Source organism: Pseudomonas sp. MPC6 (assembly GCF_006094435.1).
Lineage (GTDB): Bacteria > Pseudomonadota > Gammaproteobacteria > Pseudomonadales > Pseudomonadaceae > Aquipseudomonas.
In genome coordinates this window covers 5,154,990-5,180,142 of record NZ_CP034783.1, presented here as the reverse complement: position 1 = coordinate 5,180,142, position 25,153 = coordinate 5,154,990, and the positions used below count along the sequence as shown (strand labels likewise).

The window sequence follows — 25,153 nt, the reverse complement described above, 5'->3', positions numbered from 1 at the left end:
GGCATGCAGCCGCCGCTCGAATCACTGACGGTCCTGATCGCCGAAGACAGCGCGGCCGATCGCATGCTGCTGTCGAGCATCGTCCGGCGCCAGGGCCATGCGGTGCTGACGGCCGCCAACGGTGCCGAGGCGGTCGAAGCGTTCCGTCAGCAACGCCCGCAGCTGGTGTTGATGGACGCGATGATGCCGGTGATGGACGGCTTCGAGGCGGCACGGCAGATCAAGGCGTTGGCCGGCGAAACCCTGGTGCCGATCATCTTTCTGACATCGCTCACCGAAAGCGAAGCCCTGGCGCGCTGTCTGGAAGCCGGGGGCGACGACTTTCTGGCAAAGCCCTACAACCAGGTGATCCTCGCCGCCAAAATCAAGGCGATGGACCGCTTGCGCCGGTTGCAGGCCACCGTGTTGCAGCAGCGAGACCAGATCGCCAGGCACCACCAGCACCTGCTCAACGAGCAGCGGGTGGCCAAGGCCGTATTCGACAAGGTGGCCCATTCCGGTTGCCTGAATGCCCTGAATATCCACTACCTGCAATCGCCCTACGCGCTGTTCAACGGCGATCTGTTGCTGGCCGCGTATACGCCTGCCGGCGACATGCACGTATTGCTCGGGGACTTCACCGGCCATGGTTTACCGGCGGCTGTCGGGGCCATGCCCCTGGCTGAAGTCTTCTATGGCATGACGGCCAAGGGTTACGGCCTGGCCGAAACCCTGCGCGAGATGAATGCCAAGCTCAAGCGCATCCTGCCGGTGGGCATGTTCTGCTGTGCCACGCTGCTGCGCCTGAGTTTTCAGCGGTGTTCGGTGGAGGTGTGGAACGGCGGGATGCCGGATGGTTACCTGCACAGCGTCGCCAAGGGTGAGCGCACGCCGCTGCAGGCTCGGCACTTGCCGCTGGGCGTGCTGAGCCCGCAAGCCTTCGACGATCGCACCGAAGTGTTTCCGATGGCGGTCGGCGATCGGGTGTTTCTGTTATCCGACGGTGTGGTCGAAACCTGCGATGCCAACGAACAACTGTTTGGTGTCGAGCGGCTGCAGCGGGTGTTTGCCGCCAATCGGCAGCCTGATGAGTTGTTCGCCGAGATCGAGCAGGCGCTGCGGGAATTTCGCGGTGAAGCCCGTGACGACGTCAGCATGGTCGAGGTCAGCTTTCTGGAGGGGGAGCAGGTCAGCCCGCCGGCGTTGGTATATTCCGACAGTGGCCAGTCCTGCCCGCTGGACTGGTCGGTGAGTTTCGAGTTTCGCGCGGCCACGCTCAAGCGCTTCAACCCGCTGCCTTATCTGTTGCAGTTGCTGCTGGAGGTCCATGGGCTGCGGGCGCAAAGCGGGGCGCTCTACAGTGTGCTGGCGGAACTCTATTCCAACGCCCTGGAGCATGGCGTACTGGGCCTGGATTCCAGCCTCAAACGGGATGCCGCGGGTTTTACCCGCTATTATCAACAGCGCAATACTCGCCTGGATGAGTTGCAGGGTGGCTTCATCCGGATACATCTGCAGGTGACACCGCAGGGCAAGGGCGGTTGCCTGACGGTTCGCGTCGAAGACAGTGGCAAGGGGTTTGATGTCGATCGGGTGCTGCAGCTGCCCGCTGATGGAGCCCGTCTGTCGGGACGTGGCATCGGCCTGATCCGTCAATTGAGCCGTAATGCCCACTGGTCCGACGAGGGTCGAAGTGCCCGCGTGGAATTTTTCTGGGAGGCTCTGGCATAATCCACGCATTCTTGATCAAGGAGTGAGCAAGTGGCTGACACACATCTGGACTTCGACGTGCTGAGCGCGTTGCAAGAAGTCATGGAGGATGAGTATCCGATGTTGCTGGATACCTTTCTCGCCGACGCTGAAGAACGCCTGGTCCTGTTGCACAAGGCAGACGATGCCCAGCAACTGATGAATGCTGCCCACAGTTTCAAGGGCAGCAGCAGCAACATGGGCGCCATTCGCCTGGCCCGGTTGTGCCATGAGCTGGAGCAATGCGCCAAGCAGAAACGCCTCGCCGGCGTTGAAGGACTGGTGGGCGAAATCGACAGCGAATTCGCCCTGGTCCGTCCGCTGTATGAGGCCGAACGTCAGCGCGCGCTTGCCGACTAGGACAACTGTGTTGGCGCTTTTCGCACCGCGCACTTGAACCTGGCGCGACCCTTGCTTTGATCTCCGTCAACTGTACCTACGATCCCAGTGCGGCGGAGACCGTTTCATGCCCGTGACCCCCAATATGCTTCTGCAGGCCGCCGCCCAGACCAAGGCCAAGGCGGTATCCGCCAATCCACCGGCGCAGGTCGCCGAGCCCGCGGACAAGGCCTCCAGCTTCGCCGATGTCTACGCCAACCAGGCTCGCAACCCACGTTCTGCAGGGAACGACGGGCCGGCCAAGCCCGTGCGCGACACCGCCGCTGAAGGGCCGGGTAAAAAGGACCTCGGCCACGACAAGGCTGCCGCCGCGAAGCCGGCCGTTGCCGATAGCGGCAAATCCTTGCCCGCCGATAAACCGGCGGCCGACGACCCGATCGCCGACGAGGGGTCGGATGCCGTTGACGCCTCTGTCGCCGAGGCGACGGGCGAGCCAGCCGCCGATCCCGCAGGGCCGACCCTTGTCGCGCAAACTCCGCCAGCGGTAGACGCCGTGCCGCCCCTGGGCGAACAGCCGGTGGTTGCGGCAACGATTCCGGCCGCCCCCGTCGACGCCACGTTCGATCCCCAGGCCGACCCCCTTGATGCCCTGCCAGCCTTGCGCCTGGCCATGGAGCAGGGTGGGCACGTTTCCGCTTCGAGCCAGGCCAAGCCGCCAGCGCTGCCGGCCTCGGCCGAGGCTGACGGCGAGCCCGCCGCGGCGCAAAACCTGGTCGCCGGCACGGCGAGCATGCTGGACGTGCAGGCGGAAAAGGACAGCACCGAGGGCGGGGACAAGACCTTCAGCGGCCTGCTCGATGACGGCTTGAAAGACTTGAAGACCGCCAGCAGCGATACCCGGGTCGACGATTTCGCCAACCGACTGGCGGCGCTGACCCAGGCGGCCACGCCGAAAACCGCTAACGCCTTGCCGGTGAACCAGCCGATCGCCCTGCATCAAAGTGGCTGGACCGAAGAGGTGGTGAACCGGGTCATGTACCTGTCCAGCGCCAACCTCAAGGCGGCCGACATCCAGTTGCAACCGGCCGAACTCGGGCGCCTCGACATTCGGGTGAACATGGTGCCGGACCAGCAGACCCAGATCACCTTCATGAGCGCGCATCCCAGCGTCCGCGAAGCGCTCGACGGGCAGATGCATCGCCTGCGCGACATGTTTGCGCAGCAGGGCATGGGCCAGGTGGATGTCAACGTGTCCGACCAGTCCCGTGGTTCGCAGCAAGGGCAGGACCAGGCCCGGCAAAGTCACGGCGGGCGGACCGGCGCCAGCGATGGTCGCCTCGATGCCATGGATGACGAGCGTGCGCCAACAGTCGCCGAAGTGGCGGCCAGCACGACCAGCATCATCGGCTCCAGCGCAGTCGACTACTACGCCTGATCAAGCCCACCCCCCCCTGTAGGAGCTGGCTTGCCAGCGAAGACGGTATACCAGCCAATACATCTATCGACTGACACACCGCCTTCGCTGGCAAGCCAGCTCCTACAGGGGCGTGCGCGGTGTGTCAGCTGATACACGTATCGACTGACGTGCCGCCTTCGCTGGCAAGCCAGCTCCTACATGGCATAACACTTGCTCTTGCCAAGCCTGCAACTGTGAAACCCCGATTAGTGACGGATTATTGGCATGGCGAATAGCGAAGACGCGGTTAAAGACCCCGCAACCAAACGCAAGATCAAGCTGATCATCGTGACAGTGGTTGCCCTGCTGCTGGCGATCGGCTTGTCCGTGGGGGCCACCTGGTACTTCATGCACAGCCCCCGGAGCACGCCGGTCGCCGCGCCGCAAACCGTGGACAGCGGCAAGCAGCCGGCGATTTTCGTGCCCCTGCTGCCGGCCTTCATTGCCAACTACAACCAGAACGGCCGTCAGCGCTACATGCAGGTGAGCATCACCATGCTCGGCCGCGACCAGGCCGATCTGGAAGCACTCAAGGCGCACATGCCGGTGATCCGCAATAACCTGGTCATGCTGTTCTCCGGGCAGGACTTCGCCACCCTGGCCTCGCCGGTCGGCCAGGAAATGTTGCGGCAGAAAGCCACGGCCAGCGTCCAGGAAGTGGCGCACAAAGAACTCGGCAAAGTGGTCATCGAACAATTGCTGTTCACTAATTTCGTACTGCAGTAGGAACACGACATGGCCGTGCAGGACCTGCTGTCCCAGGATGAGATCGACGCGCTGTTGCACGGTGTCGACGATGGCCTGGTACAGGCCGATATCGCTGCCGAACCCGGCACCGTCAAAAGCTATGACCTGACCAGCCAGGATCGCATCGTCCGTGGACGCATGCCGACCCTGGAGATGATCAACGAACGCTTCGCCCGCTACACCCGCATCAGCATGTTCAACCTGCTGCGCCGCTCGGCGGATGTCGCCGTCGGTGGAGTGCAGGTGACGAAGTTCGGCGAATACGTGCACTCGCTGTACGTGCCGACCAGCCTCAACCTGGTCAAGATCAAACCGTTGCGCGGCACCGCGCTGTTCATCCTCGACGCCAAGCTGGTGTTCAAGCTGGTGGATAACTTCTTCGGCGGCGACGGCCGTCACGCCAAGATCGAAGGGCGAGAGTTCACCCCAACCGAACTGCGCGTGGTGCGCATGGTGCTCGAGCAGGCCTTCGTCGATTTGAAGGAAGCCTGGCAGGCGATCATGGAAGTCAACTTCGAGTACATCAACTCGGAAGTGAACCCGGCCATGGCCAACATCGTCGGCCCGAGCGAGGCCGTGGTGGTGTCGACCTTCCACATCGAACTCGATGGCGGCGGCGGCGACCTGCACGTGACCATGCCCTATTCGATGATCGAGCCGGTGCGCGAAATGCTCGACGCCGGCTTCCAGTCGGACCTCGACGATCAGGACGAGCGCTGGGTCAACGCCCTGCGCCAGGACGTGCTGGATGTCGACGTGCCGATCGGGGCCACGGTTGCCCGTCGCCAGTTGCGCCTGCGGGACATCCTGCACATGCAGCCGGGGGACATCATCCCGGTCGAGATGCCGGAAGAAATGATCATGCGCGCCAACGGCGTGCCTGCATTCAAGGTCAAGATGGGCTCGCACAAAGGCAACCTCGCGTTGCAGGTGATCGAGCCGATCGAGCGCCGTTGACCGGCGCGCAGCACATTCGCTTTTAACTGACGGCATCCCGTTGAAAGGGGTGCACGCCGAGGACACATGATGGCTAACGATATGCATACCCAGGACGACCAGGCACTGGCTGATGAATGGGCTGCGGCCCTCGAAGAAGCCGGTGACGGGCAGGACGACATCGACGCCTTGCTGGCCGCCGATGCGGTCAATTCGTCGTCCAACCGCCTGCGGATGGAAGAGTTCGGCGGCGTGCCGAAAAACACCAATCCGGTCACCCTGGACGGTCCGAACCTGGACGTGATCCTCGATATCCCGGTGTCGATCTCCATGGAAGTCGGCAGCACCGATATCAGCATCCGCAACCTGCTGCAACTCAACCAGGGTTCGGTGATCGAGCTCGATCGCCTGGCCGGTGAGCCGCTGGACGTCCTGGTCAACGGCACGCTCATCGCCCACGGCGAAGTGGTGGTGGTCAACGAGAAGTTCGGCATCCGCCTGACCGACGTGATCAGCCCAAGCGAACGCATCAAGAAGCTGCGCTGAGTGAAAAAGGTTCTTGGGGTTCTTCTAGGGGCAGCGCTGGCCTTGCCGTTCAATGTGCTGGCGGCCGAGCCGGTGGCGGCTGCCACGACGGCGGCACCGGCGGTCAGCAGCGGCGTGGCCGGGCAATTGACCCAGCTGGTGTTCGGCTTGCTGCTGGTGCTGGGGTTGATTTTCTTCCTCGCCTGGCTGCTGCGCCGGGTGCAGCAGGCCGGGCCGGCCGGCAAGGGGCAGGTGATCGAGCTGATCGGTTCCCGCGCGCTCGGCCCGCGGGACCGGCTGATGCTGGTGCAGGTCGGCAACGAGCAGATTCTGCTCGGCCTCAGCCCCGGCAGCATCACCGCCTTGCATGTGCTCAAGGAGCCGGTGCAGGTGCCGAGCACCGAGAAGACCACCCCCGAATTTGCCCTGCGCCTGATGGAGCTGATGGGCAAGGATCAGAAGGATAAGCAGTAATGGCTGCGTTACGTATCGTCTTGACGCTGGCCCTGATGCTGGCCGCGCCGCTGGCGTTCGCCGCCGACCCGTTGTCGATCTCGGCAATTACCCTGGGCACCAATGCCGAGGGTGCCCAGGAATACTCGGTCAGCCTGCAGATCCTGCTGATCATGACTGCGCTGAGTTTCATCCCGGCGTTCGTCATGCTGATGACCAGTTTCACCCGGATCATCATCGTCTTCTCGATCCTGCGCCAGGCCCTGGGCCTGCAGCAGACGCCGTCGAACCAGATCCTCACGGGCATGGCGCTGTTCCTGACCCTGTTCATCATGGCGCCGGTGTTCGACCGGGTGAATCAGGATGCCTTGCAACCCTACCTGGCGGAAAAACTCTCGGCCCAGGATGCCGTGGCCAAGGCCCAGGTGCCGATCAAGGACTTCATGCTGGCCCAGACCCGCAGCAGCGATCTGGAGCTGTTCATGCGCCTGTCCAAGCGCACCGACATCGCTTCGCCGGATCAGGCGCCGTTGACCATTCTGGTGCCGGCCTTTGTCACCTCTGAGCTGAAAACCGCGTTCCAGATCGGCTTCATGATCTTCATTCCTTTCCTGATCATCGACCTGGTCGTGGCCAGTGTGTTGATGGCCATGGGCATGATGATGCTGTCGCCGCTGATCATTTCCCTGCCGTTCAAGATCATGTTGTTCGTGCTGGTGGATGGCTGGGCGTTGATCATCGGCACCTTGGCCAGCAGCTTCGGCGGTGTGTCGCCATGACCCCGGAAGTGGCGGTCGACATCTTCCGCGAAGCGCTGTGGCTGACCACCATGATGGTGGCCGTGCTGGTGATCCCGAGTCTGCTGGTGGGCCTGCTGGTGGCGATGTTCCAGGCCGCCACCCAGATCAACGAACAGACCCTGAGCTTTTTGCCGCGCCTGCTGGTGATGCTGGTGACGCTGATCGTCGCCGGCCCGTGGCTGGTGCAGACCTTCATGGAATACATCCTGCAGTTGTACGGCAGTATTCCCCAGGTCATCGGCTAGACCATGTCGCTGCTGCAGCTGACCGATACCCAGATCAGCACCTGGGTGGCGACGTTCATGTTGCCGCTCTTTCGCGTGGGGGCGTTGCTGATGGTGATGCCGATCGTGGGCACGACCCTGGTGCCCCTGCGCGTGCGCCTGTACTTCGCGCTGGCCATCACGGTGGTGATCGTCCCGGGCCTGCCGCCGATGCCGCCGGTCAATGCGCTGGACTTGAGCGGGCTGTTGCTGATTGCCGAGCAGATCCTGATCGGCGCGGTGCTGGGGTTCGCCTTGCAGCTGTTTTTCCAGGCCTTCGTCATTGCCGGGCAGATCGTTTCCATTCAGATGGGCATGGGCTTCGCCTCGATGGTCGATCCCACCAACGGCGTGTCGGTGGCGGTGATCGGGCAGTTCTTCACCATGCTGGTCACGCTGCTGTTCCTGTCCATGAACGGCCACCTGGTGGTGTTCGAAATCCTCACTGAGAGCTTCACCACCTTGCCGGTCGGCAGCGGGTTGGTGGTCAATCATTTCTGGGAGCTGGCCGGCAAGCTCGGCTGGGTCCTGGGCGCTGCGCTGTTGCTGGTGCTGCCGGCGATCACCGCGTTGCTGGTGGTCAACATCGCGTTTGGCGTGATGACCCGGGCGGCGCCGCAACTGAACATCTTCTCCATCGGCTTCCCGCTGACCCTGGTGCTCGGGCTGTTCATCGTCTGGGTCGGGCTGGCGGACATCATCAATCAGTACCAACCGCTGGCCTCCGAGGCCTTGCAGTGGTTACGCGAACTGGCACGGGCGCGCTGAGTCATGGCAGAGAGCGAAAGCGGTCAGGACAAAACAGAAGACCCCACGGAGAAAAAGAAAAAGGACGCCCGGGAGAAGGGCGAGATTGCCCGCTCCAAGGAACTCAACACCCTGGCGATCATGCTCGCCGGTGCCAGCGCACTGCTGATTTTCGGCGGTGCACTGGCCCAGGAACTGATGGAACTGATGCGCATGAACTTCACGCTGCCGCGGGAGGTGGTGCTGGACCAGGGCGCCATGGGCACCTACCTGCTGCACTCGGGGCTGATTGCCTTGCTGGCGATCCAGCCGGTAATGATCACCTTGTTGCTGGCGGCGGTGATCGGTCCGATTTCCCTGGGCGGCTGGTTGTTCTCCGCCGGCACCATGGCGCCCAAGTTCAGCCGGATGAACCCCGGCGCCGGCCTCAAGCGCATGTTCTCGGCCAAGGCCGTGGTGGAACTGCTCAAGGCCCTGGCCAAGTTTTTCATCATCCTGTTCGTGGCGCTGGCGGTGTTGTCCTCGGACATCGACGACCTGCTGCGCATCGCCCATGAACCGCTGGACATGGCGATCATCCATAGCCTGCAAGTGGTCGGCTGGAGCACGTTATGGATGGCCTGCGGCCTGATCATCATCGCCGCGGTGGACGTGCCGGTGCAGCTGTGGGAAACCGCCAAGAAACTGAAGATGACCAAGCAGGAAATTCGCGACGAGCACAAGGACCAGGAAGGGCGGCCGGAGGTCAAGCAACGGATTCGCCAGTTGCAGCGCGAAATGTCCCAGCGGCGGATGATGGCGGCAATCCCTGATGCGGATGTGGTCATCACCAACCCGACCCACTACGCCGTGGCGCTCAAATACGACCCGGACAAAGGCGGGGCGCCGACGCTGGTGGCCAAGGGCAGTGATTTCCTCGCGTTGAAGATGCGCGAGATTGCCGTGGCCAACGAGGTGATGCTGCTCGAATCCCCGGCGCTGGCGCGGTCGATCTACTACTCCACCGAGCTTGAGCAAGAGATCCCGGGCGGGCTGTATCTGGCCGTCGCGCAGGTATTGGCCTACGTCTACCAGATCCGCCAGCACCGCGCAGGCAAGGGCAAACGCCCGGATCCGCTCAAGGATGACCTGCCGATTCCGCCGGACCTGCGCCGCGATTCCTGACCAGCCCCAAACCAGTCAGCCATACACAAAAACCTGTGGGAGCGGGCTTGCTCGCGAAAGCGGAGTGTCAGGCGCAATCAGTGCCGCCTGACACTCCCTCTTCGCGAGCAAGCCCGCTCCCACAGGGATTGCGCTTTGACTCAAGCCCGCATCACTCTGTCTAACCCTGCGGATCGAGGTTATCCAGCGCGCGATTCACCGCCAATTCGCCGAGCATGATCATCTGCGAAATGGCCAGCATCGTATGGCGCTGTGAACCTTTCAGCCCTGCAGCAAAGTCATCCGCCACGACCCTGGCCGACGCCAGCGACTCGCAGGCGTGGGCCAACAGGCTTTCGGTGTCGATGCCGGGCGCAATCACAAACATCGTGCTGGGCTTGCGCTCCGTGGCGTTTATGCGGGCGGATAGATTGATGTACTCATCGAGGGCTCGGTCGGCGGCTTCGTGGAGTTTTTGCGAGTCGATCGAGGTGTCTGGGGAAACGGCATCGGTTTCCGGCGGGTTGGGCGTTACTTTGAACATAGATGGAACTCCATATGTAATGGGAAGAGCCATCACCTTCGCTACCAAACGAGAGGCGGCGGCCATACGCAGGTTGGTAGACCGGCCCACATGGAAAAACCGGCGCGCCCGAGGGCGCCCTGCGCACAGCCACCATAAAAACAAGTGCCGATAAAGCACTTGGACAAGGTGACGCTGTGCGCCATGTGTGAGCGGCGGGCTACCAAACCCGATCGCTGCTTTTCAGCGACCGAGAAACGATAGAGCCCGGCCCTCAGGCGCACAAGCCGGCGGATTCTGATGCAGTCGTAGGCTGCGGCGCAAGAATGTGTAGGCTCTGTAAGTGTCTGGAGATGTCGTTTAAACACGGATGTTTAAGATCAAAAGATCGCAGCCTTCAGCCGCTCAGATTTTGTATTTTTCGGGAGATGGGTGGCAGCAGTGCCGGCCTCATCGCAAGCAAGCCCGGCTCCCACAGGATCGGGGACCACCGCAAAATCACCGGTCGACACAGAACCTTGTGGGAGCGGGCTTGCCCGCGAAGAGGTCGGCCCTGACACTAAAAAATCCCGATTAAACCCCTCTGTTTCAACCCTCCGCAAAAGTTGGAAGGTTTCTTGCAGTAGCCGCTCTGCGCCTGCATCTGGCGTCAAAAGTTTGCTTCAAAGGCACGGGGAAAAACCGGTGGATCGCTCTCAGTTACTCAACACTGCTCGCACGAACGTTGCCGACCTGAGTCGGGGCAATCTGGGCGTGCCGTTGTTGTTGCTGGTCATGCTGGCGATGATGATGTTGCCGATGCCGCCGTTCCTGCTGGACGTGTTTTTCACGTTCAACATTGCGCTGTCGATCGTGGTCCTGCTGGTCTGCGTCTACGCCTTGCGCCCGCTGGATTTCGCGGTGTTCCCGACCATCCTGCTGGTGGCGACGCTGCTGCGGCTGGCGTTGAACGTGGCCTCGACGCGGGTGGTGATGCTCCACGGCCAGGACGGCCACGCCGCCGCCGGCAAGGTGATCCAGGCCTTCGGCGAGGTGGTGATCGGCGGTAACTACGTGGTCGGTATCGTGGTCTTCGCGATCTTGATGATCATCAACTTCGTCGTGGTGACCAAGGGTGCCGGGCGGATTTCCGAGGTCAGCGCGCGTTTCACCCTCGATGCCATGCCCGGTAAACAGATGGCGATCGACGCCGACTTGAACGCCGGTTTGATCGACCAGAACCAGGCCAAGGCCCGACGTTCCGAAGTGGCCCAGGAAGCCGAGTTCTACGGTTCCATGGACGGTGCCAGCAAGTTCGTGCGCGGTGACGCCATCGCCGGCCTGTTGATTCTGTTCATCAACCTGATCGGCGGCGTGGCGGTCGGGATCTTCCAGCACGGCATGACCTTCGGCGAAGCCGGCAAGGTCTACGCGTTGTTGACCATCGGTGACGGTTTGGTGGCGCAATTGCCATCACTGTTGTTATCGACAGCCGCCGCGATCATGGTGACCCGTGCGTCCGGTTCCGAAGACATGGGCAAGCAGATCAATCGCCAGATGTTCGCCTCGCCGAAAGCCTTGGCGGTCGCGGCCGGTCTGATGGCAGTGATGGGCCTGGTGCCGGGCATGCCGCACTTCTCCTTTCTCAGCATGGCGGCCCTGGCCGGCGGCGGCGCGTACCTGTTCTGGAAGAAGCAGAACACGGTCAAGGTGCAGGCCCTGCAAGAGGTGCAGCGTCAGCAGGAGCTGCTGCCATCGCCGGCCCGCGCCCAGGAAACCAAGGAGCTGGGCTGGGACGACGTCACCCCGATCGACATGATCGGCCTGGAAGTCGGCTACCGCCTGATTCCGCTGGTGGATCGCAACCAGGGTGGGCAGTTGCTGGCGCGAATCAAGGGCGTGCGCAAGAAGCTGTCCCAGGACCTCGGCTTCCTCATGCCGACGGTGCATATCCGTGACAACCTCGACCTGGCGCCGAGCGCCTATCGCCTGACCCTGATGGGGGTGATCCTGGCCGAAGCGGAGATTTACCCGGATCGGGAGCTGGCGATCAACCCGGGGCAGGTCTACGGTACGTTGAACGGCATAAACGCCAAAGATCCGGCTTTCGGCCTGGAAGCGGTCTGGATCGAAGTCAGCCAGCGTGCCCAGGCGCAATCCCTCGGTTACACCGTGGTCGACGCCAGTACCGTGGTGGCAACCCACTTGAACCAGATTCTGTACAAGCACTCCAGTGAGCTGATCGGCCACGAAGAAGTGCAACAACTCATGCTATTGCTGGCAAAAAGCTCGCCAAAACTGGCCGAAGAGCTGGTGCCGGGCGTGGTTTCGCTGTCGCAGTTGCTCAAGGTGTTGCAGGCATTGCTGGCCGAACAGGTGCCGGTGCGGGACATTCGCAGCATTGCCGAGGCCATCGCGAACAACGCGGCCAAGAGTCAAGATACCGCCGCGCTGGTGGCTGCCGTGCGGGTTGGCGTGTCCCGCGCAATCGTCCAAAGCATTGTAGGCACTGACTCCGAGCTGCCAGTGATCACGCTGGAGCCAAGGTTGGAACAGATATTGCTCAATAGTCTGCAGAAGGCGGGACAAGGCTCGGAAGAGGGTGTTCTGCTGGAACCAAGCATGGCTGAAAAGCTGCAGCGTTCGTTGATCGAAGCGGCGCAGCGCCAGGAAATGCAAGGTCAACCGGTGATTCTGCTGGTAGCCGGCCCGGTTCGCGCGATGCTCTCGCGATTTGGCCGACTCGCCGTCCCGGGTTTGCATGTGTTGGCGTATCAGGAAATCCCTGACAACAAGCAAGTGACCATCGTTGCGACAGTAGGGCCCAACGGCTGAGGTAAGGGTTCATGCAAGTTAAGCGTTTTTTCGCCGCCGATATGCGTCAGGCCATGAAGCTGGTTCGTGATGAACTGGGCGCTGACGCCGCCATCATCGGCAACCGCCGGATCGCCGGTGGTGTCGAGCTGACGGCTGCCCTGGATTACAAGCTGTCGGCGCTGGCGCCGCGCGTGCCGAACATGGAGCTCGAAGACGAGCTGCGCAAGACCCAGTCGCGGATCGTCACCGCCCAGGCCGAACTGAGCCTGCGCAGCGAAGGCGAGAGCGACAAGGGCACCAATCGCCAGTTGTTCGCCGGCCTGCCATTGACTGCCGCCGAGCCGCTGGTCGAACCGACTTTCGCCGAGCCTGCGCGCCCTGAACCCGCGCCTGCCGCGCCTGCATCCGGCGGCGTCGACCCACGTGCGTTCGACTCGATGCGTTTCGAGCTCAACAGCCTGCGCGAACTGATGGAAGTGCAACTCGGCTCCCTGGCCTGGAACCAGCTGCAAGGCAGCCGTCCGGCCCAGGCCAGCCTCTGGCGGCGCATGCAGCGCATCGGCCTGTCCGGCCCGTTGTCCCGGGATCTGCTGGACATGATTCCCGACATCGAAGAGCCCCGTCAGGCCTGGCGCATGTTGCTGGCGCACCTGGCGCGGATGATCAACATACCGGAGATCGAACCCTTGGAAGAGGGCGGTGTGATTGCCATGGTCGGCCCTGCGGGCATGGGCAAGACCACCACCCTGGCCAAACTCGCGGCCCGTTACGTGCTCAAGTACGGCGCGCAGCATATCGCGCTGGTGAGCATGGACAGCTACCGGATCGGTGCCCAGGAACAGCTCAAGACCCTCGGCCGCATCCTCAATGTGCCGGTGACGCACGTCGACCCGGGGCAATCGTTGGTGCAGGCGCTCGATCCCTTGCTGCGCAAGCGTGTGGTGCTGATCGATACCGCCGGCCTGCAGGCCAGCGACCCGGCATTGCGCATGCAGCTCGAAAGCCTGGCCGTGCGCGGCATCAAGTCAAAAAATTATCTGGTCCTGGCCACCACCAGCCAGAAACAGGTGCTGACGGCCGCTTATCACAGTTACAAGCGCTGCGGGCTCGCCGGCTGCATCCTGACTAAACTGGATGAAACGGCCAGCCTGGGCGAGGTGTTGAGCCTGGCCATCAGCCATGATTTACCGGTGGCTTACCTGACCGATGGCCCGCGGATTCCCGATGATTTGCATCTGCCGCGGCGTCATCAGTTGGTCAGCCGCGCAGTAAGCGTGCAAATGCAGGAAGAACCTAGCGAGGAAGCCATGGCTGATATGTTCGCTGATATTTATCACAGCCCGACCAAGCGGGTCGGCTGAGGTATTAATGAATAGTTTTTGTACCTACATCGATGGTCTGCCATGCATTGTTCCGTTGGTGAACGCGCAGCCAGTAATGTGGCCTCCGTCTATGCAAGACAAGGTAAAGAAATAACATGGGCAGCATGCATCCCGTACAGGTGATCGCGGTGACCGGCGGCAAAGGTGGCGTCGGGAAAACTAACGTGTCAGTGAACTTGTCCCTGGCTCTAGCGGAGCTCGGCCGGCGAGTCATGCTGCTGGACGCCGATCTGGGGCTGGCGAACGTCGACGTCCTGCTGGGACTGACACCGAAACGGACCCTGGCCGACGTGATCGAAGGCCGCTGCGAGCTGCGCGACGTCCTGTTGCAAGGCCCCGGCGGCATTCGTATCGTCCCGGCCGCGTCCGGCACGCAGAGCATGGTGCATCTGAGCCCGGCGCAACATGCCGGCCTGATCCAGGCCTTCAGCGATATCGGCGATAACCTCGACGTCTTGGTGATCGACACCGCGGCGGGCATCGGCGAGTCGGTCGTCAGTTTCGTGCGCGCCGCCCAGGAAGTGTTGCTGGTGGTCTGCGACGAACCGACCTCGATCACCGACGCCTACGCCCTGATCAAGTTGCTCAACCGCGATTACGGGATGAACCGCTTCCGCGTCCTGGCCAACATGGCCCAGAGCCCGCAGGAAGGTCGCAACCTGTTCGCCAAGCTGACCAAGGTCACGGATCGCTTCCTCGACGTCGCCTTGCAATACGTCGGCGCCGTGCCGTACGACGAAAGCGTGCGCAAGGCCGTACAGAAGCAGCGCGCCGTGTATGAAGCCTTCCCGCGTTCCAAGTGCTCCCTGGCCTTCAAGGCCATTGCACAGAAGGTCGATACCTGGCCGTTGCCGGCCAACCCCCGCGGGCACCTGGAGTTTTTCGTCGAACGCCTGGTGCAACAAACCGCAGGACCGGTGCTATGACAGCCAGTGGCTACAACTTTTACAAGCAGTCGGCGCGTGACGTGCAGTACGAGCTGATCGAGCGTTACGCGCCACTGGTCAAACGCATTGCTTACCACTTGCTGGCGCGTCTGCCGGCCAGTGTCCAGGTCGAAGACCTGATCCAGGCCGGGATGATCGGCCTGCTGGAAGTGTCGACCAAATATGACGCCAGCAAAGGCGCCAGCTTCGAGACGTACGCGGGCATCCGAATCCGCGGCGCGATGCTCGATGAGGTGCGCAAGGGGGACTGGGCGCCCCGTTCGGTCCACCGCAATACCCGCATGGTCAGCGACGCGATTCGCTCGATTGAAGCTAAAACCGGTCGCGACGCTAAAGATCACGAAGTTGCGGCCGAACTCCAATTGAGTCTCGACGATTATTACGGGATTTTGAACGACACCCTGGGCAGCCGGTTATTCAGTTTCGACGATCTGTTGCAGGACGGCGAACACGAAGGGCTGCACGAGGACGGCGCGAGTGCACATCCGGAGCCGTCGCGCGACCTGGAAGATGAACGCTTCCAGGCGGCGCTGGCGGACGCGATTGCCAATTTGCCTGAGCGTGAGCGACTGGTGTTGGCGCTGTACTACGACGAAGAGCTCAATCTCAAGGAAATCGGCGAGGTCCTGGGGGTCAGCGAATCCCGGGTCAGCCAGTTACACAGCCAGTGCGCGGCCCGTTTGCGGGCGCGTTTGGGGGAGTGGCGAGCGCGCTGAAGGCAGTGTTGGGGACACTGCGAACGTGGCTGGTGCGGTGTTCAACTGCGCCGGTCGCGATCTGTTGTGTTCCAGACAGTCATCGAGTGCATCGCCGGATTGATTGAAATGGCGCGTCCAGGTGCTGGGCGCGTTTAAGACTGCTTGGAGGTCGAATTGGACAAGAACATGAAAATCCTCATCGTTGATGACTTCTCAACGATGCGGCGGATCATTAAAAACCTGTTGCGTGACCTTGGGTTCACCAACACGGTCGAGGCGGATGATGGCACCACGGCCATTCCGATGCTCAACAGCGGCAGCATTGACTTTCTGGTCACCGACTGGAACATGCCTGGCATGACCGGCATCGATCTGCTGCGCCACGTGCGTGCCGATGAAAAGCTCAAGCACCTGCCGGTGCTGATGGTGACCGCTGAAGCCAAGCGCGAGCAGATCATCGAAGCGGCCCAGGCCGGTGTCAACGGCTATGTGGTCAAACCCTTCACGGCCCAGGCGTTGAAAGAAAAAATCGAGAAGATTTTCGAACGCATTGGTTGAGCAACGGCGCCACGGGGGAGCTATGGAGCAAAAAGAATCTTCACAGGGCGATTTCGAATCGACCCTGAAAAAACACGCGGTCGAACTGGTCGCAAGCCTTGAAAAAGGCAAGTTCGGCGACGCGGTGCAACTGATCCATGAGCTCAACCAGACCCGTGACCGCGGCCTGTACCAGGAGGTGGGCAAGCTCACCCGCGAGTTGCATAACGCGATCGTCAATTTCCAGATTGACCCGCACATGCCGCAAGCCGAGGAAGTGTCCCAGATCACGGACGCCACCGAGCGCCTGGGCTATGTGGTCAGGCTGACCGAGGCCGCGGCCAACCGCACCATGGACCTGGTAGAGAACGCCACGCCGCTGGTCAACAGCCTGAGCCAGGAAGCCCAGGCGCTGAGCACGGACTGGGGACGGTTCATGCGTCGTGAAGTCGGGGCTGAAGAGTTCCGCGAACTGGCCCGGCGGGTCGACGGTTTCCTGACACGCAGCAGTGCCGACAACCGCATTGTGTCGAGCAACCTCAACGATATCCTGCTCGCCCAGGATTATCAGGACCTCACCGGTCAAGTGATCAAGCGTGTGACTCAATTGGTCACCGAAGTTGAAAGCAATCTGCTCAAACTCGTGCTGATGGCCAGCCAGGTGGACCGCTTTGCGGGCATCGAACATGACCGTGAAGCGATGCGGGCAGAAAAAGATCCGCAAAAACAGCTCTCTCAGGGTGAAGGTCCGCAGATTCATGCCGATAAAAGAGAAGACGTCATGTCCGGTCAGGACGATGTGGACGATTTGCTTTCCAGCCTTGGATTTTAAGACCTGTTAGGAGCACCCCATTAATGAGCTTCGGCGCCGATGAAGAGATCCTTCAGGATTTCCTGGTTGAAGCCGGCGAGATTCTAGAGCTGCTGTCCGAACAACTGGTCGAGCTTGAAAGCCGACCGGATGATGCGGACTTGCTCAATGCAATTTTTCGCGGTTTTCACACTGTAAAAGGAGGCGCCGGCTTCCTCCAGCTCCACGAGCTGGTGGAGTGCTGTCACATCGCCGAGAACGTGTTCGACATCCTGCGCAAGGGTGAGCGTCGCGTCGACTCGGAATTGATGGACGTGGTTCTCGAAGCGCTGGACGCGGTGAACGGCATGTTCACCGAGGTCCGCGAACGCAGCCCGGTCACGGCCGCCACGCCTGAGTTGCTGGCGGCCCTGGCGCGTCTGGCCGAGCCGCAATCGGCTGACGCAGCGGCACCGGTTGCCGCCGTGGCGCCTGTGGCTGACAGCGTGCCGGATGACATCACCGACAATGAATTCGAACAACTGCTGGACTCGCTGAACGCGATCAAGGCGCAGGCCGAGGCGGCGCCTTCCGTTCCGGCACCGGTCAGCAACACTGCGCCGGTCAGCGACGAAATCACCGATGCCGAGTTCGAGTCATTGCTCGATCAATTGCACGGTAAAGGCCGGTTCGCCGTCGACGCCGTGGTTGCGCCCACAGCGCCAGCAGTGCCTGCCGCAGCGGCCGCGCCGAAAGCGGCAGGCGACAGCTCCGACATCACCGACGAAGAGTTCGAAGCACTGCTCGATCAACTGCACGGCAAGGGCAACTTCGCGGTCGAGGCGCTGGAATCGGCGATCGCTGCGGCTCCAGTCCCGGCGGCGCCAACGGCCGTAGCGGTGGGCAGCGAACTGATCTCCGATCACGAGTTCGAAGCGCTGCTCGACGAGCTGCACGGCAAAGGCAAGTTTTCTGAGATCGGCATCGCTGCCGGTGCCAGTGCATCGGTGGCCACACCGGTCGCCAAGGCTGCAGCGCCCAAACCGGTCGCCAAAGCCGTCGAGCCACAAGCTCCCGGGCCACAAGCCGAAGCCGTGAAGGCCGCCCCAGCGCCTGCGCGTGCCCCGGTGGCGCCGCCGGCCGAGAAACACGCCAGCGAAGCCGAGACGACCGTGCGGGTCGACACCGCGCGGCTCGATGAAATCATGAACATGGTCGGCGAGTTGGTGCTGGTGCGAAACCGCCTGGTTCGCCTGGGCGCCAACAGCGCCGATGAGGCCATGTCCAAGGCCGTGTCCAACCTCGATGTGGTCACGGCCGACCTGCAAACCGCGGTCATGAAGACCCGGATGCAACCGATCAAGAAGGTTTTCGGACGCTTCCCGCGCCTGGTTCGCGACCTGGCGCGCCAGCTCAAGAAAGAGATCAACCTGGAGCTGGTCGGCGAAGAAACCGACCTCGACAAGAACCTCGTCGAGGCCCTGGCCGATCCGCTGGTGCACTTGGTGCGCAACGCCGTCGACCACGGCATCGAATCGCCGGAAGAACGCGAAGCCGCGGGCAAGTCCCGTGGCGGCAGGGTGATTCTGGCGGCCGAGCAGGAAGGCGACCACATCCTGCTGTCGATCTCCGATGACGGCAAAGGCATGGACCCGCACGTCCTGCGTGCCATCGCGGTAAAACGCGGGGTGATGGACAAGGACGCGGCCGAGCGCCTGAGCGACACCGAGTGCTACAACCTGATCTTCGCCCCGGGGTTCTCGACCAAGACCGAGATCTCCGACGTGTCGGGTCGTGGCGTGGGCATGGACGTGGTGAAAACCAAGATCTCCCAGCTCAACGGTTCGATCAACATCTACTCGGCCAAGGGCCAGGGCTCGAAGATCGTCATCAAGGTGCCGCTGACCCTGGCGATCATGCCGACGCTGATGGTCATGCTCGCCAACCAGGCGTTCGCCTTCCCGCTGGTGAACGTCAACGAGATCTTCCACCTCGACCTGTCGCGCACCAACGTGGTGGACGGCCAGGAAGTGGTGATCGTGCGCGACAAGGCGCTGCCACTGTTCTACCTCAAGCGCTGGCTGGTCCGCTCCGCCGCTTACGAAGAGCAGCGCGAAGGCCATGTGGTGATCGTTTCGGTGGGCACCCAGCGGATCGGCTTCGTCGTCGATCAACTGGTGGGCCAGGAAGAAGTGGTGATCAAGCCATTGGGCAAAATGCTCCAGGGAACCCCGGGCATGTCGGGCGCCACCATCACCGGTGACGGCCGCATCGCGCTGATTCTCGATGTTCCGAGCATGCTCAAGCGTTACGCCACGCGGCGTATTTGATTCTGGCGGGGCGGGGCGACTGAGCCTTGCTCCGTCCATATGGAGTGTTTATGGCAGTCAAAGTCCTGGTGGTGGACGATTCGGGGTTTTTCCGCCGCCGCGTCTCGGAAATTCTTGCAGCCGATCCGAATATCCAGGTGGTCGGCACGGCGACCAACGGCAAAGAGGCGATCGATCAGGCGCTGGCCCTCAAGCCGGACGTGATCACCATGGACTACGAGATGCCGATGATGGATGGCATCACCGCCGTGCGGCACATCATGCAACGCTGCCCGACCCCGGTGTTGATGTTCTCCTCGCTGACCCATGAAGGCGCCCGGGTCACCCTGGATGCGCTGGACGCCGGCGCGGTGGATTTCCTGCCGAAGAATTTCGAAGACATCTCGCGCAACCCGGAGAAGGTCAAGCAGCTGCTGTGCGAGAAGATCCTGAGCATCTCGCGCAGTAACCGGCGTGTCGGCGCCTATAGCGCTCCGGCTCCGGTCGCAGCGCCGACGCCTGCGCCTTCCAGCGTCAGCAGTTATAGCAGCAGCGCGCCTGCGCGTCCGGCACCGGCTCCAGCTCCGGTTCCGGCACGTGCGTACGCCCCGGCATCGTCGTCGCCGGCGCCTAAGCGTAAAGCCTACAAACTGGTCGCGATCGGCACGTCCACCGGCGGCCCGGTGGCCCTGCAGCGGGTGCTGACCCAGTTGCCGGCCAACTTCCCGGCACCGATCGTGTTGATCCAGCACATGCCGGCAGCCTTCACCAAGGCGTTCGCCGAGCGTCTGGACAAGCTCTGCCGCATCCACGTCAAGGAAGCCGAGGATGGCGACCTGCTGCGTCCGGGGCTCGCGCTGCTGGCCCCGGGTGGCAAGCAGATGATGATCGACGGGCGTGGCGCGGTGAAAATCCTCCCGGGTGACGAACGCCTGAACTACCGGCCGTGCGTGGACATCACCTTCGGTTCGGCGGCCAAGTCCTACGGCGACAAAGTTCTGGCGGTGGTATTGACCGGCATGGGCGCCGACGGTCGCGAAGGTGCGCGCCTGCTCAAGCAGAGCGGCAGCTCGATCTGGGCGCAGGATGAAGCCAGCTGCGTGATCTACGGCATGCCGATGGCCATCGTCAAAGCCGAACTGGCCGACGCGGTGTATGGCCTGGACGAGATTGGCAGGCACCTGGTCGAGGCGTGTGTCTGATGGATGTTCTGAGCCTGATCGGGATCATCATGGCGTTCGTCGCGATCATCGGCGGCAACTACCTTGAAGGCGGTCACCTCGGCGCACTGGCCAACGGCCCGGCGGCATTGATTGTCATCGGCGGGACCGTCGGTGCGGCGTTGCTGCAGTCGCCGATGAGCGCTTTCAAGCGCGCCCTGCAGATTCTGGTCTGGATCCTGTTCCCGCCGCGGCTGGACCTGGCCGGCGGTATCGATCGCGTGGTGGGCTGGAGCATGACCGCACGCAAGGAAGGTCTGCTCGGCCTGGAAGGGGTGGCCGACGCCGAACCCGACACCTACTCGCGCAAAGGCCTGCAACTGCTAGTGGACGGCATCGAGCCGGAATCGATCCGCAGCATTCTGGAAGTGGATTTCTACACCCAGGAAAACCGCGACATCGAGGCCGCCAAAGTCTTCGAAAGCATGGGCGGCTACGCGCCGACCATCGGCATCATCGGTGCGGTGATGGGCCTGATCCACGTCATGGGCAACCTGGCCGATCCGTCACAATTGGGCAGCGGCATTGCCGTGGCCTTCGTCGCCACCATCTATGGCGTGGCCAGTGCCAACCTGGTCCTGCTGCCGATTGCCGCCAAGCTCAAGTCCGTCGCCCTGCGCCAGTCGCGATACCGCGAAATGCTGCTGGAAGGCATCCTGTCGATCGCCGAAGGTGAGAACCCTCGCTCGATCGAGTTGAAGCTTCACGGCTTCATGGATTGAGGGAGGTCATGGACAATGGCGCGTCGCCGGCGACCTGAAGAGCCCGTTAATCGCGAACGCTGGCTGGTGTCCTATGCGGACTTCATCACCTTGCTGTTCGCCTTTTTCGTGGTGATGTACTCGATTTCTTCGATCAACGAAGGCAAGTACAAGGTTATTTCCGAAGCGTTGATCGGCGTCTTCACCGACGCCGATCGCGCGCTCACGCCGATCCCCATCGGCGACGAACGACCGAGGACCATGAACCCGGCCAAGCCGCTGGTCAAGGACAGCGAGCAGATCGACGCGGGCATCGCCCCGGCCGCCAACGATCCGCTGAAAAGCATCGGCGCTGACATCAGCGCGGCGTTCGGCGACCTGATCAGCGCCAACCAGATGACCGTGCGCGGCAATGAACTGTGGGTGGAGATCGAGCTCAATTCCAGCCTGTTGTTCGGCAGCGGCGACGCCATGCCCAGCGATATCGCGTTCAGCATCATCGACAAGGTCGCGGCGATCCTGAAGCCGTTCGACAACCCGATCCATGTCGAAGGTTTCACCGACGATCGACCGATCCGCACCGCGCAATACCCGACCAACTGGGAGCTGTCCTCGGCCCGGTCGGCGAGCATCGTGCGCATGCTGGCGATGCAGGGGGTGAACCCCGGTCGTCTGGCGTCGGTGGGTTACGGTGAGTTCCAGCCGGTGGCCAATAACGCGACCGCCGAGGGGCGGGCGCGCAACCGTCGCGTGGTGTTGGTGGTGTCGCGAAATCTCGATATACGTCGCAGCCTGACCGGCACCGGAACCGCCCATGCCAAACCGGATGCCGCATTGAGGCGTGCTGGCACACAAACTGCACCGACCCCGATCAAGTCGCCGGGACGAGAGAGTGCCGTCAATTCTCCGTCACCCGCATTAATACCCTGAGCTATTTCTCGGTCGAGCCGCTCGGCCGGGAGGAACAATCCAATGAGAGTCTGGGCAGTCGCCAATCAAAAGGGTGGTGTCGGTAAAACCACTTCCTCCATCGCTTTAGCCGGGTTACTGGCCGAGGCGGGCAAGCGCGTGGTCGTGGTCGATCTCGACCCCCACGGCTCCATGACCAGTTACTTCGGTTATGACCCCGATAAGCTGGAACACAGCGTCTACGACCTGTTCCTGCACAAGGGCAGCGTGCCCGCGGGGTTGCCCGGTCAGCTGTTGTTGTCCACCAGCCATGAACACATTTCGCTGCTGCCCTCGAGCACCGCCCTGGCGACCCTCGAGCGCCAGTCGCCGGGCCAGAGCGGCCTGGGCCTGGTGATTGCCAAGAGCCTGGCGCAGTTGTGGCAGGACTACGATTACGCCGTGATCGACAGCCCGCCGTTGCTCGGCGTGCTGATGGTCAATGCCTTGGCGGCGAGCCAGCAGCTGGTGATCCCGGTGCAGACCGAGCACCTGGCGGTCAAAGGCCTGGAGCGCATGGTCAGCACCCTGACGATGATCAACCGCTCACGCAACCAGGCGCTGCCGTACAGCATCGTGCCGACCTTGTTCGATCGTCGCACCCAGGCCTCCCTCGGGACGCTGCGGCTGTTGCGCGACAGGTACCCCGAGGAAATCTGGCAGGGCCACATCCCGGTCGACACCCGCTTGCGCGATGCCAGCCTTGCCGGCATGACGCCTTCGCAATTCGACGGCAAGAGCCGCGGCGTCCTCGCTTATCGCGCCTTGCTCAAGCACCTGTTGGCGGCACAACTCGTCCCGCAGGTTGCCTGAGATGAGCCCGAGTCCTGTAGGAGCAAGCTTGCTCGCGATGGTCGTCAACGATAACGCAAAAAACCTGACACCCCGCGGCGCGCTCAGGTTCTTCGCTGTAGGAGCAAGCTTGCTCGCGATGGTCGTCAACGATAACGCTGGAAACCTGACACCCCGCGGCGCGCTTAGGTTTTTCGCGAGCAAGCTCGCTCCTACAATGGGTGGGCGTTAGTGAACAGGCCGGCAAAGATCACTTCACGTCCGCAACTGGCGCTACAGTCCTATCTGGACAACTTGCTGATGGACGCGACCGACGAGCTCACGGCAGACGTCCCCGAGGTGGTCGAAGACGACAGTGCGCTGGATGAATTCCAGGCGGCAGTGCTTGAAGAGCAGGCGCTTGATGCGCAGAAAGCCGTTGTGGCCGCCACGCCAGTGCTTGCCGCGCTCGCAAATACGCCGGTCATGATCGATGCCGCGCCAACAGCGGTGCCGGCAGCCGTATCGAGCCTCGCGCCACCACCGCAAACCCTGGTACCGCCGGTAGTCGACGTCCATCAGGCGCCCGGTACCACGCCACCAACGGTTGGAGCAAACGGTCGTCCTTCATGGGCCGCCGAGCCATTCGAATGCCTGTTGTTCGATGTCGCCGGGTTGACCCTGGCGGTGCCGCTGGTGTGCCTGGGTTCGATCTATTCGTTGGCCGGTCACGAACTGACACCGCTGTTCGGTCAGCCGGACTGGTTCCTCGGGATCCTGCCGAGCCAGGCCGGCAACCTGAAGGTGCTGGATACCGCGCGCTGGGTCATGCCCGACCGTTATCGCGATGACTTCCGCCAGGGCCTGCAATACGTCATTTCGGTGCAGGGCTACGAGTGGGGACTGGCGGTGCATCAGGTCAGCCGTTCGCTGCGCCTGGACCCGAACGAAATCAAATGGCGCAGCCACCGCGGTCAGCGGCCGTGGCTGGCAGGCACGGTGATTGAACACATGTGTGCGTTGCTCGACGTTACCGAACTGGCCGAGTTGATTGCCAGCGGCGGGGCAAAGCACATGGGCGGCAGCAAAGCCGGCCCGACCTAGAAACTACATGACAACAGAAGGCGGCACTGCATGCCGCCGCACAGAACACACACCGCCAGGGCGGTTTATCGAGGGATCAGGGTATGAATGATAAGGCGTCGTCCGCAAAAGGTTCCGAAGATCCGATCCTGCAATGGGTCACCTTCAAGCTGGACAATGAAACCTACGGCATCAACGTGATGCGCGTTCAGGAAGTCCTGCGCTACACCGAAATCGCCCCGGTCCCGGGCGCGCCGAGCTACGTGCTGGGCATCATCAACCTGCGCGGCAACGTGGTTACCGTGATCGACACCCGTCAGCGCTTCGGCCTGATGAACGCCGAGATCAGCGACAACACCCGTATCGTCATCATCGAAGCCGACAAGCAAGTGGTCGGGATCATGGTCGACAGCGTGGCCGAAGTGGTTTACCTGCGTCAGTCGGAAATCGAAACCGCGCCGAACGTCGGTAACGACGAGTCCGCCAAGTTCATTCAAGGCGTGTGCAACAAGAACAACGAATTGCTGATCCTGGTCGAACTGGACAAGATGATGAGCGAAGAAGAATGGTCGGACCTGGAGAACATCTGATTGATGCTTGAGGTGGCGGTCGTTGTCCTGTTCCTCTTGTGGGCAGGCACGCTGGCGATGTTCCTGGCCTACGTTCGCGCGCAAAAGCTGGTCGCCGCGCAACAGGCCGGGGGCGATGCGCTGCGCGATCAACGCATCAAGGACCTGGCCAAGCGCGTCGACGACTACCAGAACAGCAACGTGCGCATGGGGCAGGACCTGCAGGAATTGCGCGCGGTGGTCGGGCCGTTGCCGGACAAACTGACGCAGCTGGAACAGCGTGACCCATCGAGCCTGTCGTTCGCCCAGGCGGCGCGCCTGGTGGGCATGGGGGCGAGCGTCAATGAACTGACTCAGTCCTGCGGCTTGACCCAGGCCGAGGCGGAGTTGATGAGTAAGTTGCATAAAAACAGCTGAGCCATTTTAAGCGATCAGCAACAAGTTCAAAATCGCAGGGTGCAGGCGCGAGTCAACGCTTGCGCAGGCTACGATTTTTTATTGGACTAATTCGGTCATTTTCTATATTCTCTGTCGTCAGGCCAACTGGCAATCTATTGGCCTGTGAATAAGCGTCAACCGTAACAAACCATTCGTCCTGTCCCGCTCTGGTGCAGGCGAAAGCCCTTAAAATCAGGGCTCTAACTCAATCGCAGCGAGCATTTTGCGCGATTGCAGCGTTTTACCTGGAAGCACTCGTACTGGGTGTTCTTCTATCAATAACCGAAGTCGGGTTCGATAACGT

At 62.1% G+C, this 25,153-nt stretch carries 26 protein-coding genes; 25 read left to right on the top strand and 1 reads right to left on the bottom strand.

Going from position 1 to position 25,153, the window contains the following annotated elements; genetic code table 11:
• Window positions 1–3: 3 nt before the first annotated feature.
• The 11 genes from ELQ88_RS25920 (at window position 4) to flhB (ending at window position 9,158) form a co-directional block, all read left to right on the top strand.
• A complete protein-coding gene (locus ELQ88_RS25920; RefSeq protein WP_138968617.1) occupies window positions 4–1,710 on the top strand; it encodes a fused response regulator/phosphatase in 1,707 nt (568 codons plus the stop codon).
• Window positions 1,711–1,740: 30 nt separating this feature from the next.
• Entirely contained in the window at window positions 1,741–2,088 is a 348-nt protein-coding gene (locus ELQ88_RS25915; RefSeq protein WP_138968615.1) for an Hpt domain-containing protein, read from the top strand.
• Window positions 2,089–2,194: 106 nt separating this feature from the next.
• Window positions 2,195–3,502, top strand: coding sequence for a flagellar hook-length control protein FliK (locus ELQ88_RS25910; RefSeq protein ID WP_138968613.1), 1,308 nt, complete (start codon window positions 2,195–2,197; stop codon window positions 3,500–3,502).
• Window positions 3,503–3,748: 246 nt separating this feature from the next.
• Entirely contained in the window at window positions 3,749–4,249 is a 501-nt protein-coding gene (fliL, locus tag ELQ88_RS25905; RefSeq protein WP_128869727.1) for a flagellar basal body-associated protein FliL, read from the top strand.
• 9 nt (window positions 4,250–4,258) lie between these two features.
• Complete coding sequence (fliM, locus tag ELQ88_RS25900; protein ID WP_138968611.1) at window positions 4,259–5,227, top strand: flagellar motor switch protein FliM; 969 nt, start codon at window positions 4,259–4,261, stop codon at window positions 5,225–5,227.
• 69 nt (window positions 5,228–5,296) lie between these two features.
• Window positions 5,297–5,752, top strand: coding sequence for a flagellar motor switch protein FliN (fliN, locus tag ELQ88_RS25895; protein ID WP_128869728.1), 456 nt, complete (start codon window positions 5,297–5,299; stop codon window positions 5,750–5,752).
• Window positions 5,753–6,205, top strand: a complete 453-nt coding sequence (gene fliO / locus ELQ88_RS25890; RefSeq protein WP_138968609.1) for a flagellar biosynthetic protein FliO — start codon at window positions 5,753–5,755, stop codon at window positions 6,203–6,205.
• The gene (fliP, locus tag ELQ88_RS25885) at window positions 6,205–6,963 is read left to right on the top strand and encodes a flagellar type III secretion system pore protein FliP (RefSeq protein WP_128869730.1); all 759 of its coding nucleotides are present in this window, start codon (window positions 6,205–6,207) and stop codon (window positions 6,961–6,963) included. The genes fliO and fliP overlap by 1 nt, the downstream gene beginning before the upstream one ends.
• Window positions 6,960–7,229 (top strand): flagellar biosynthesis protein FliQ, encoded by a 270-nt coding sequence (gene fliQ / locus ELQ88_RS25880; RefSeq protein ID WP_007948918.1) that lies wholly within the window; start codon window positions 6,960–6,962, stop codon window positions 7,227–7,229. Before fliP ends, fliQ begins: the two co-directional genes overlap by 4 nt.
• Window positions 7,230–7,232: 3 nt before the next feature.
• Window positions 7,233–8,015: a flagellar biosynthetic protein FliR gene (gene fliR, locus ELQ88_RS25875; protein ID WP_138968607.1), complete on the top strand. Its 783-nt coding sequence runs from the start codon at window positions 7,233–7,235 to the stop codon at window positions 8,013–8,015.
• 3 nt (window positions 8,016–8,018) lie between these two features.
• Window positions 8,019–9,158: a flagellar biosynthesis protein FlhB gene (gene flhB, locus ELQ88_RS25870; protein ID WP_128869732.1), complete on the top strand. Its 1,140-nt coding sequence runs from the start codon at window positions 8,019–8,021 to the stop codon at window positions 9,156–9,158.
• A gap of 160 nt (window positions 9,159–9,318) precedes the next feature.
• Here flhB and ELQ88_RS25865 read toward each other — a convergent pair whose 3' ends face one another.
• Complete coding sequence (locus ELQ88_RS25865) at window positions 9,319–9,681, bottom strand: DUF6124 family protein (protein ID WP_138968605.1); 363 nt, start codon at window positions 9,679–9,681, stop codon at window positions 9,319–9,321.
• A gap of 663 nt (window positions 9,682–10,344) precedes the next feature.
• Between ELQ88_RS25865 and flhA the strand changes: the two genes are divergently transcribed.
• The 14 genes from flhA (at window position 10,345) to ELQ88_RS25790 (ending at window position 24,828) form a co-directional block, all read left to right on the top strand.
• Window positions 10,345–12,474, top strand: coding sequence for a flagellar biosynthesis protein FlhA (gene flhA / locus ELQ88_RS25860; protein WP_138968603.1), 2,130 nt, complete (start codon window positions 10,345–10,347; stop codon window positions 12,472–12,474).
• 11 nt (window positions 12,475–12,485) lie between these two features.
• Window positions 12,486–13,817 (top strand): flagellar biosynthesis protein FlhF, encoded by a 1,332-nt coding sequence (gene flhF / locus ELQ88_RS25855; protein WP_128869736.1) that lies wholly within the window; start codon window positions 12,486–12,488, stop codon window positions 13,815–13,817.
• Between the two features lie 116 nt (window positions 13,818–13,933).
• Complete coding sequence (gene fleN / locus ELQ88_RS25850; protein WP_007975361.1) at window positions 13,934–14,764, top strand: flagellar synthesis regulator FleN; 831 nt, start codon at window positions 13,934–13,936, stop codon at window positions 14,762–14,764.
• Window positions 14,761–15,501 carry an RNA polymerase sigma factor FliA gene (gene fliA, locus ELQ88_RS25845; protein ID WP_128869737.1) on the top strand — a complete coding sequence of 247 codons (741 nt, stop codon included), beginning with the start codon at window positions 14,761–14,763 and terminating at the stop codon, window positions 15,499–15,501. The genes fleN and fliA overlap by 4 nt, the downstream gene beginning before the upstream one ends.
• A 168-nt stretch (window positions 15,502–15,669) precedes the next feature.
• The gene (locus ELQ88_RS25840) at window positions 15,670–16,041 is read left to right on the top strand and encodes a chemotaxis response regulator CheY (protein WP_162493647.1); all 372 of its coding nucleotides are present in this window, start codon (window positions 15,670–15,672) and stop codon (window positions 16,039–16,041) included.
• A 22-nt stretch (window positions 16,042–16,063) separates the two neighbouring features.
• Complete coding sequence (locus ELQ88_RS25835) at window positions 16,064–16,852, top strand: protein phosphatase CheZ (RefSeq protein ID WP_128869738.1); 789 nt, start codon at window positions 16,064–16,066, stop codon at window positions 16,850–16,852.
• 23 nt (window positions 16,853–16,875) lie between these two features.
• Entirely contained in the window at window positions 16,876–19,140 is a 2,265-nt protein-coding gene (locus tag ELQ88_RS25830) for a chemotaxis protein CheA (protein ID WP_138968601.1), read from the top strand.
• A gap of 50 nt (window positions 19,141–19,190) precedes the next feature.
• Window positions 19,191–20,321, top strand: coding sequence for a chemotaxis response regulator protein-glutamate methylesterase (locus ELQ88_RS25825; RefSeq protein ID WP_138968599.1), 1,131 nt, complete (start codon window positions 19,191–19,193; stop codon window positions 20,319–20,321).
• Window positions 20,321–21,061: a flagellar motor protein gene (locus ELQ88_RS25820; protein ID WP_138968597.1), complete on the top strand. Its 741-nt coding sequence runs from the start codon at window positions 20,321–20,323 to the stop codon at window positions 21,059–21,061. Before ELQ88_RS25825 ends, ELQ88_RS25820 begins: the two co-directional genes overlap by 1 nt.
• Window positions 21,062–21,076: 15 nt before the next feature.
• The gene (gene motD, locus ELQ88_RS25815) at window positions 21,077–21,970 is read left to right on the top strand and encodes a flagellar motor protein MotD (RefSeq protein WP_128869740.1); all 894 of its coding nucleotides are present in this window, start codon (window positions 21,077–21,079) and stop codon (window positions 21,968–21,970) included.
• Window positions 21,971–22,012: 42 nt separating this feature from the next.
• On the top strand, window positions 22,013–22,801 hold the full coding sequence (locus ELQ88_RS25810) for a ParA family protein (protein WP_128869741.1): 789 nt from the start codon (window positions 22,013–22,015) through the stop codon (window positions 22,799–22,801).
• A gap of 210 nt (window positions 22,802–23,011) precedes the next feature.
• A complete protein-coding gene (locus tag ELQ88_RS25800; RefSeq protein WP_138968594.1) occupies window positions 23,012–23,863 on the top strand; it encodes a CheW domain-containing protein in 852 nt (283 codons plus the stop codon).
• A gap of 83 nt (window positions 23,864–23,946) precedes the next feature.
• Window positions 23,947–24,432 carry a chemotaxis protein CheW gene (locus ELQ88_RS25795; RefSeq protein ID WP_128869458.1) on the top strand — a complete coding sequence of 162 codons (486 nt, stop codon included), beginning with the start codon at window positions 23,947–23,949 and terminating at the stop codon, window positions 24,430–24,432.
• Window positions 24,433–24,828: a DUF2802 domain-containing protein gene (locus tag ELQ88_RS25790; RefSeq protein ID WP_138968592.1), complete on the top strand. Its 396-nt coding sequence runs from the start codon at window positions 24,433–24,435 to the stop codon at window positions 24,826–24,828.
• Window positions 24,829–25,153: the final 325 nt, after the last annotated feature.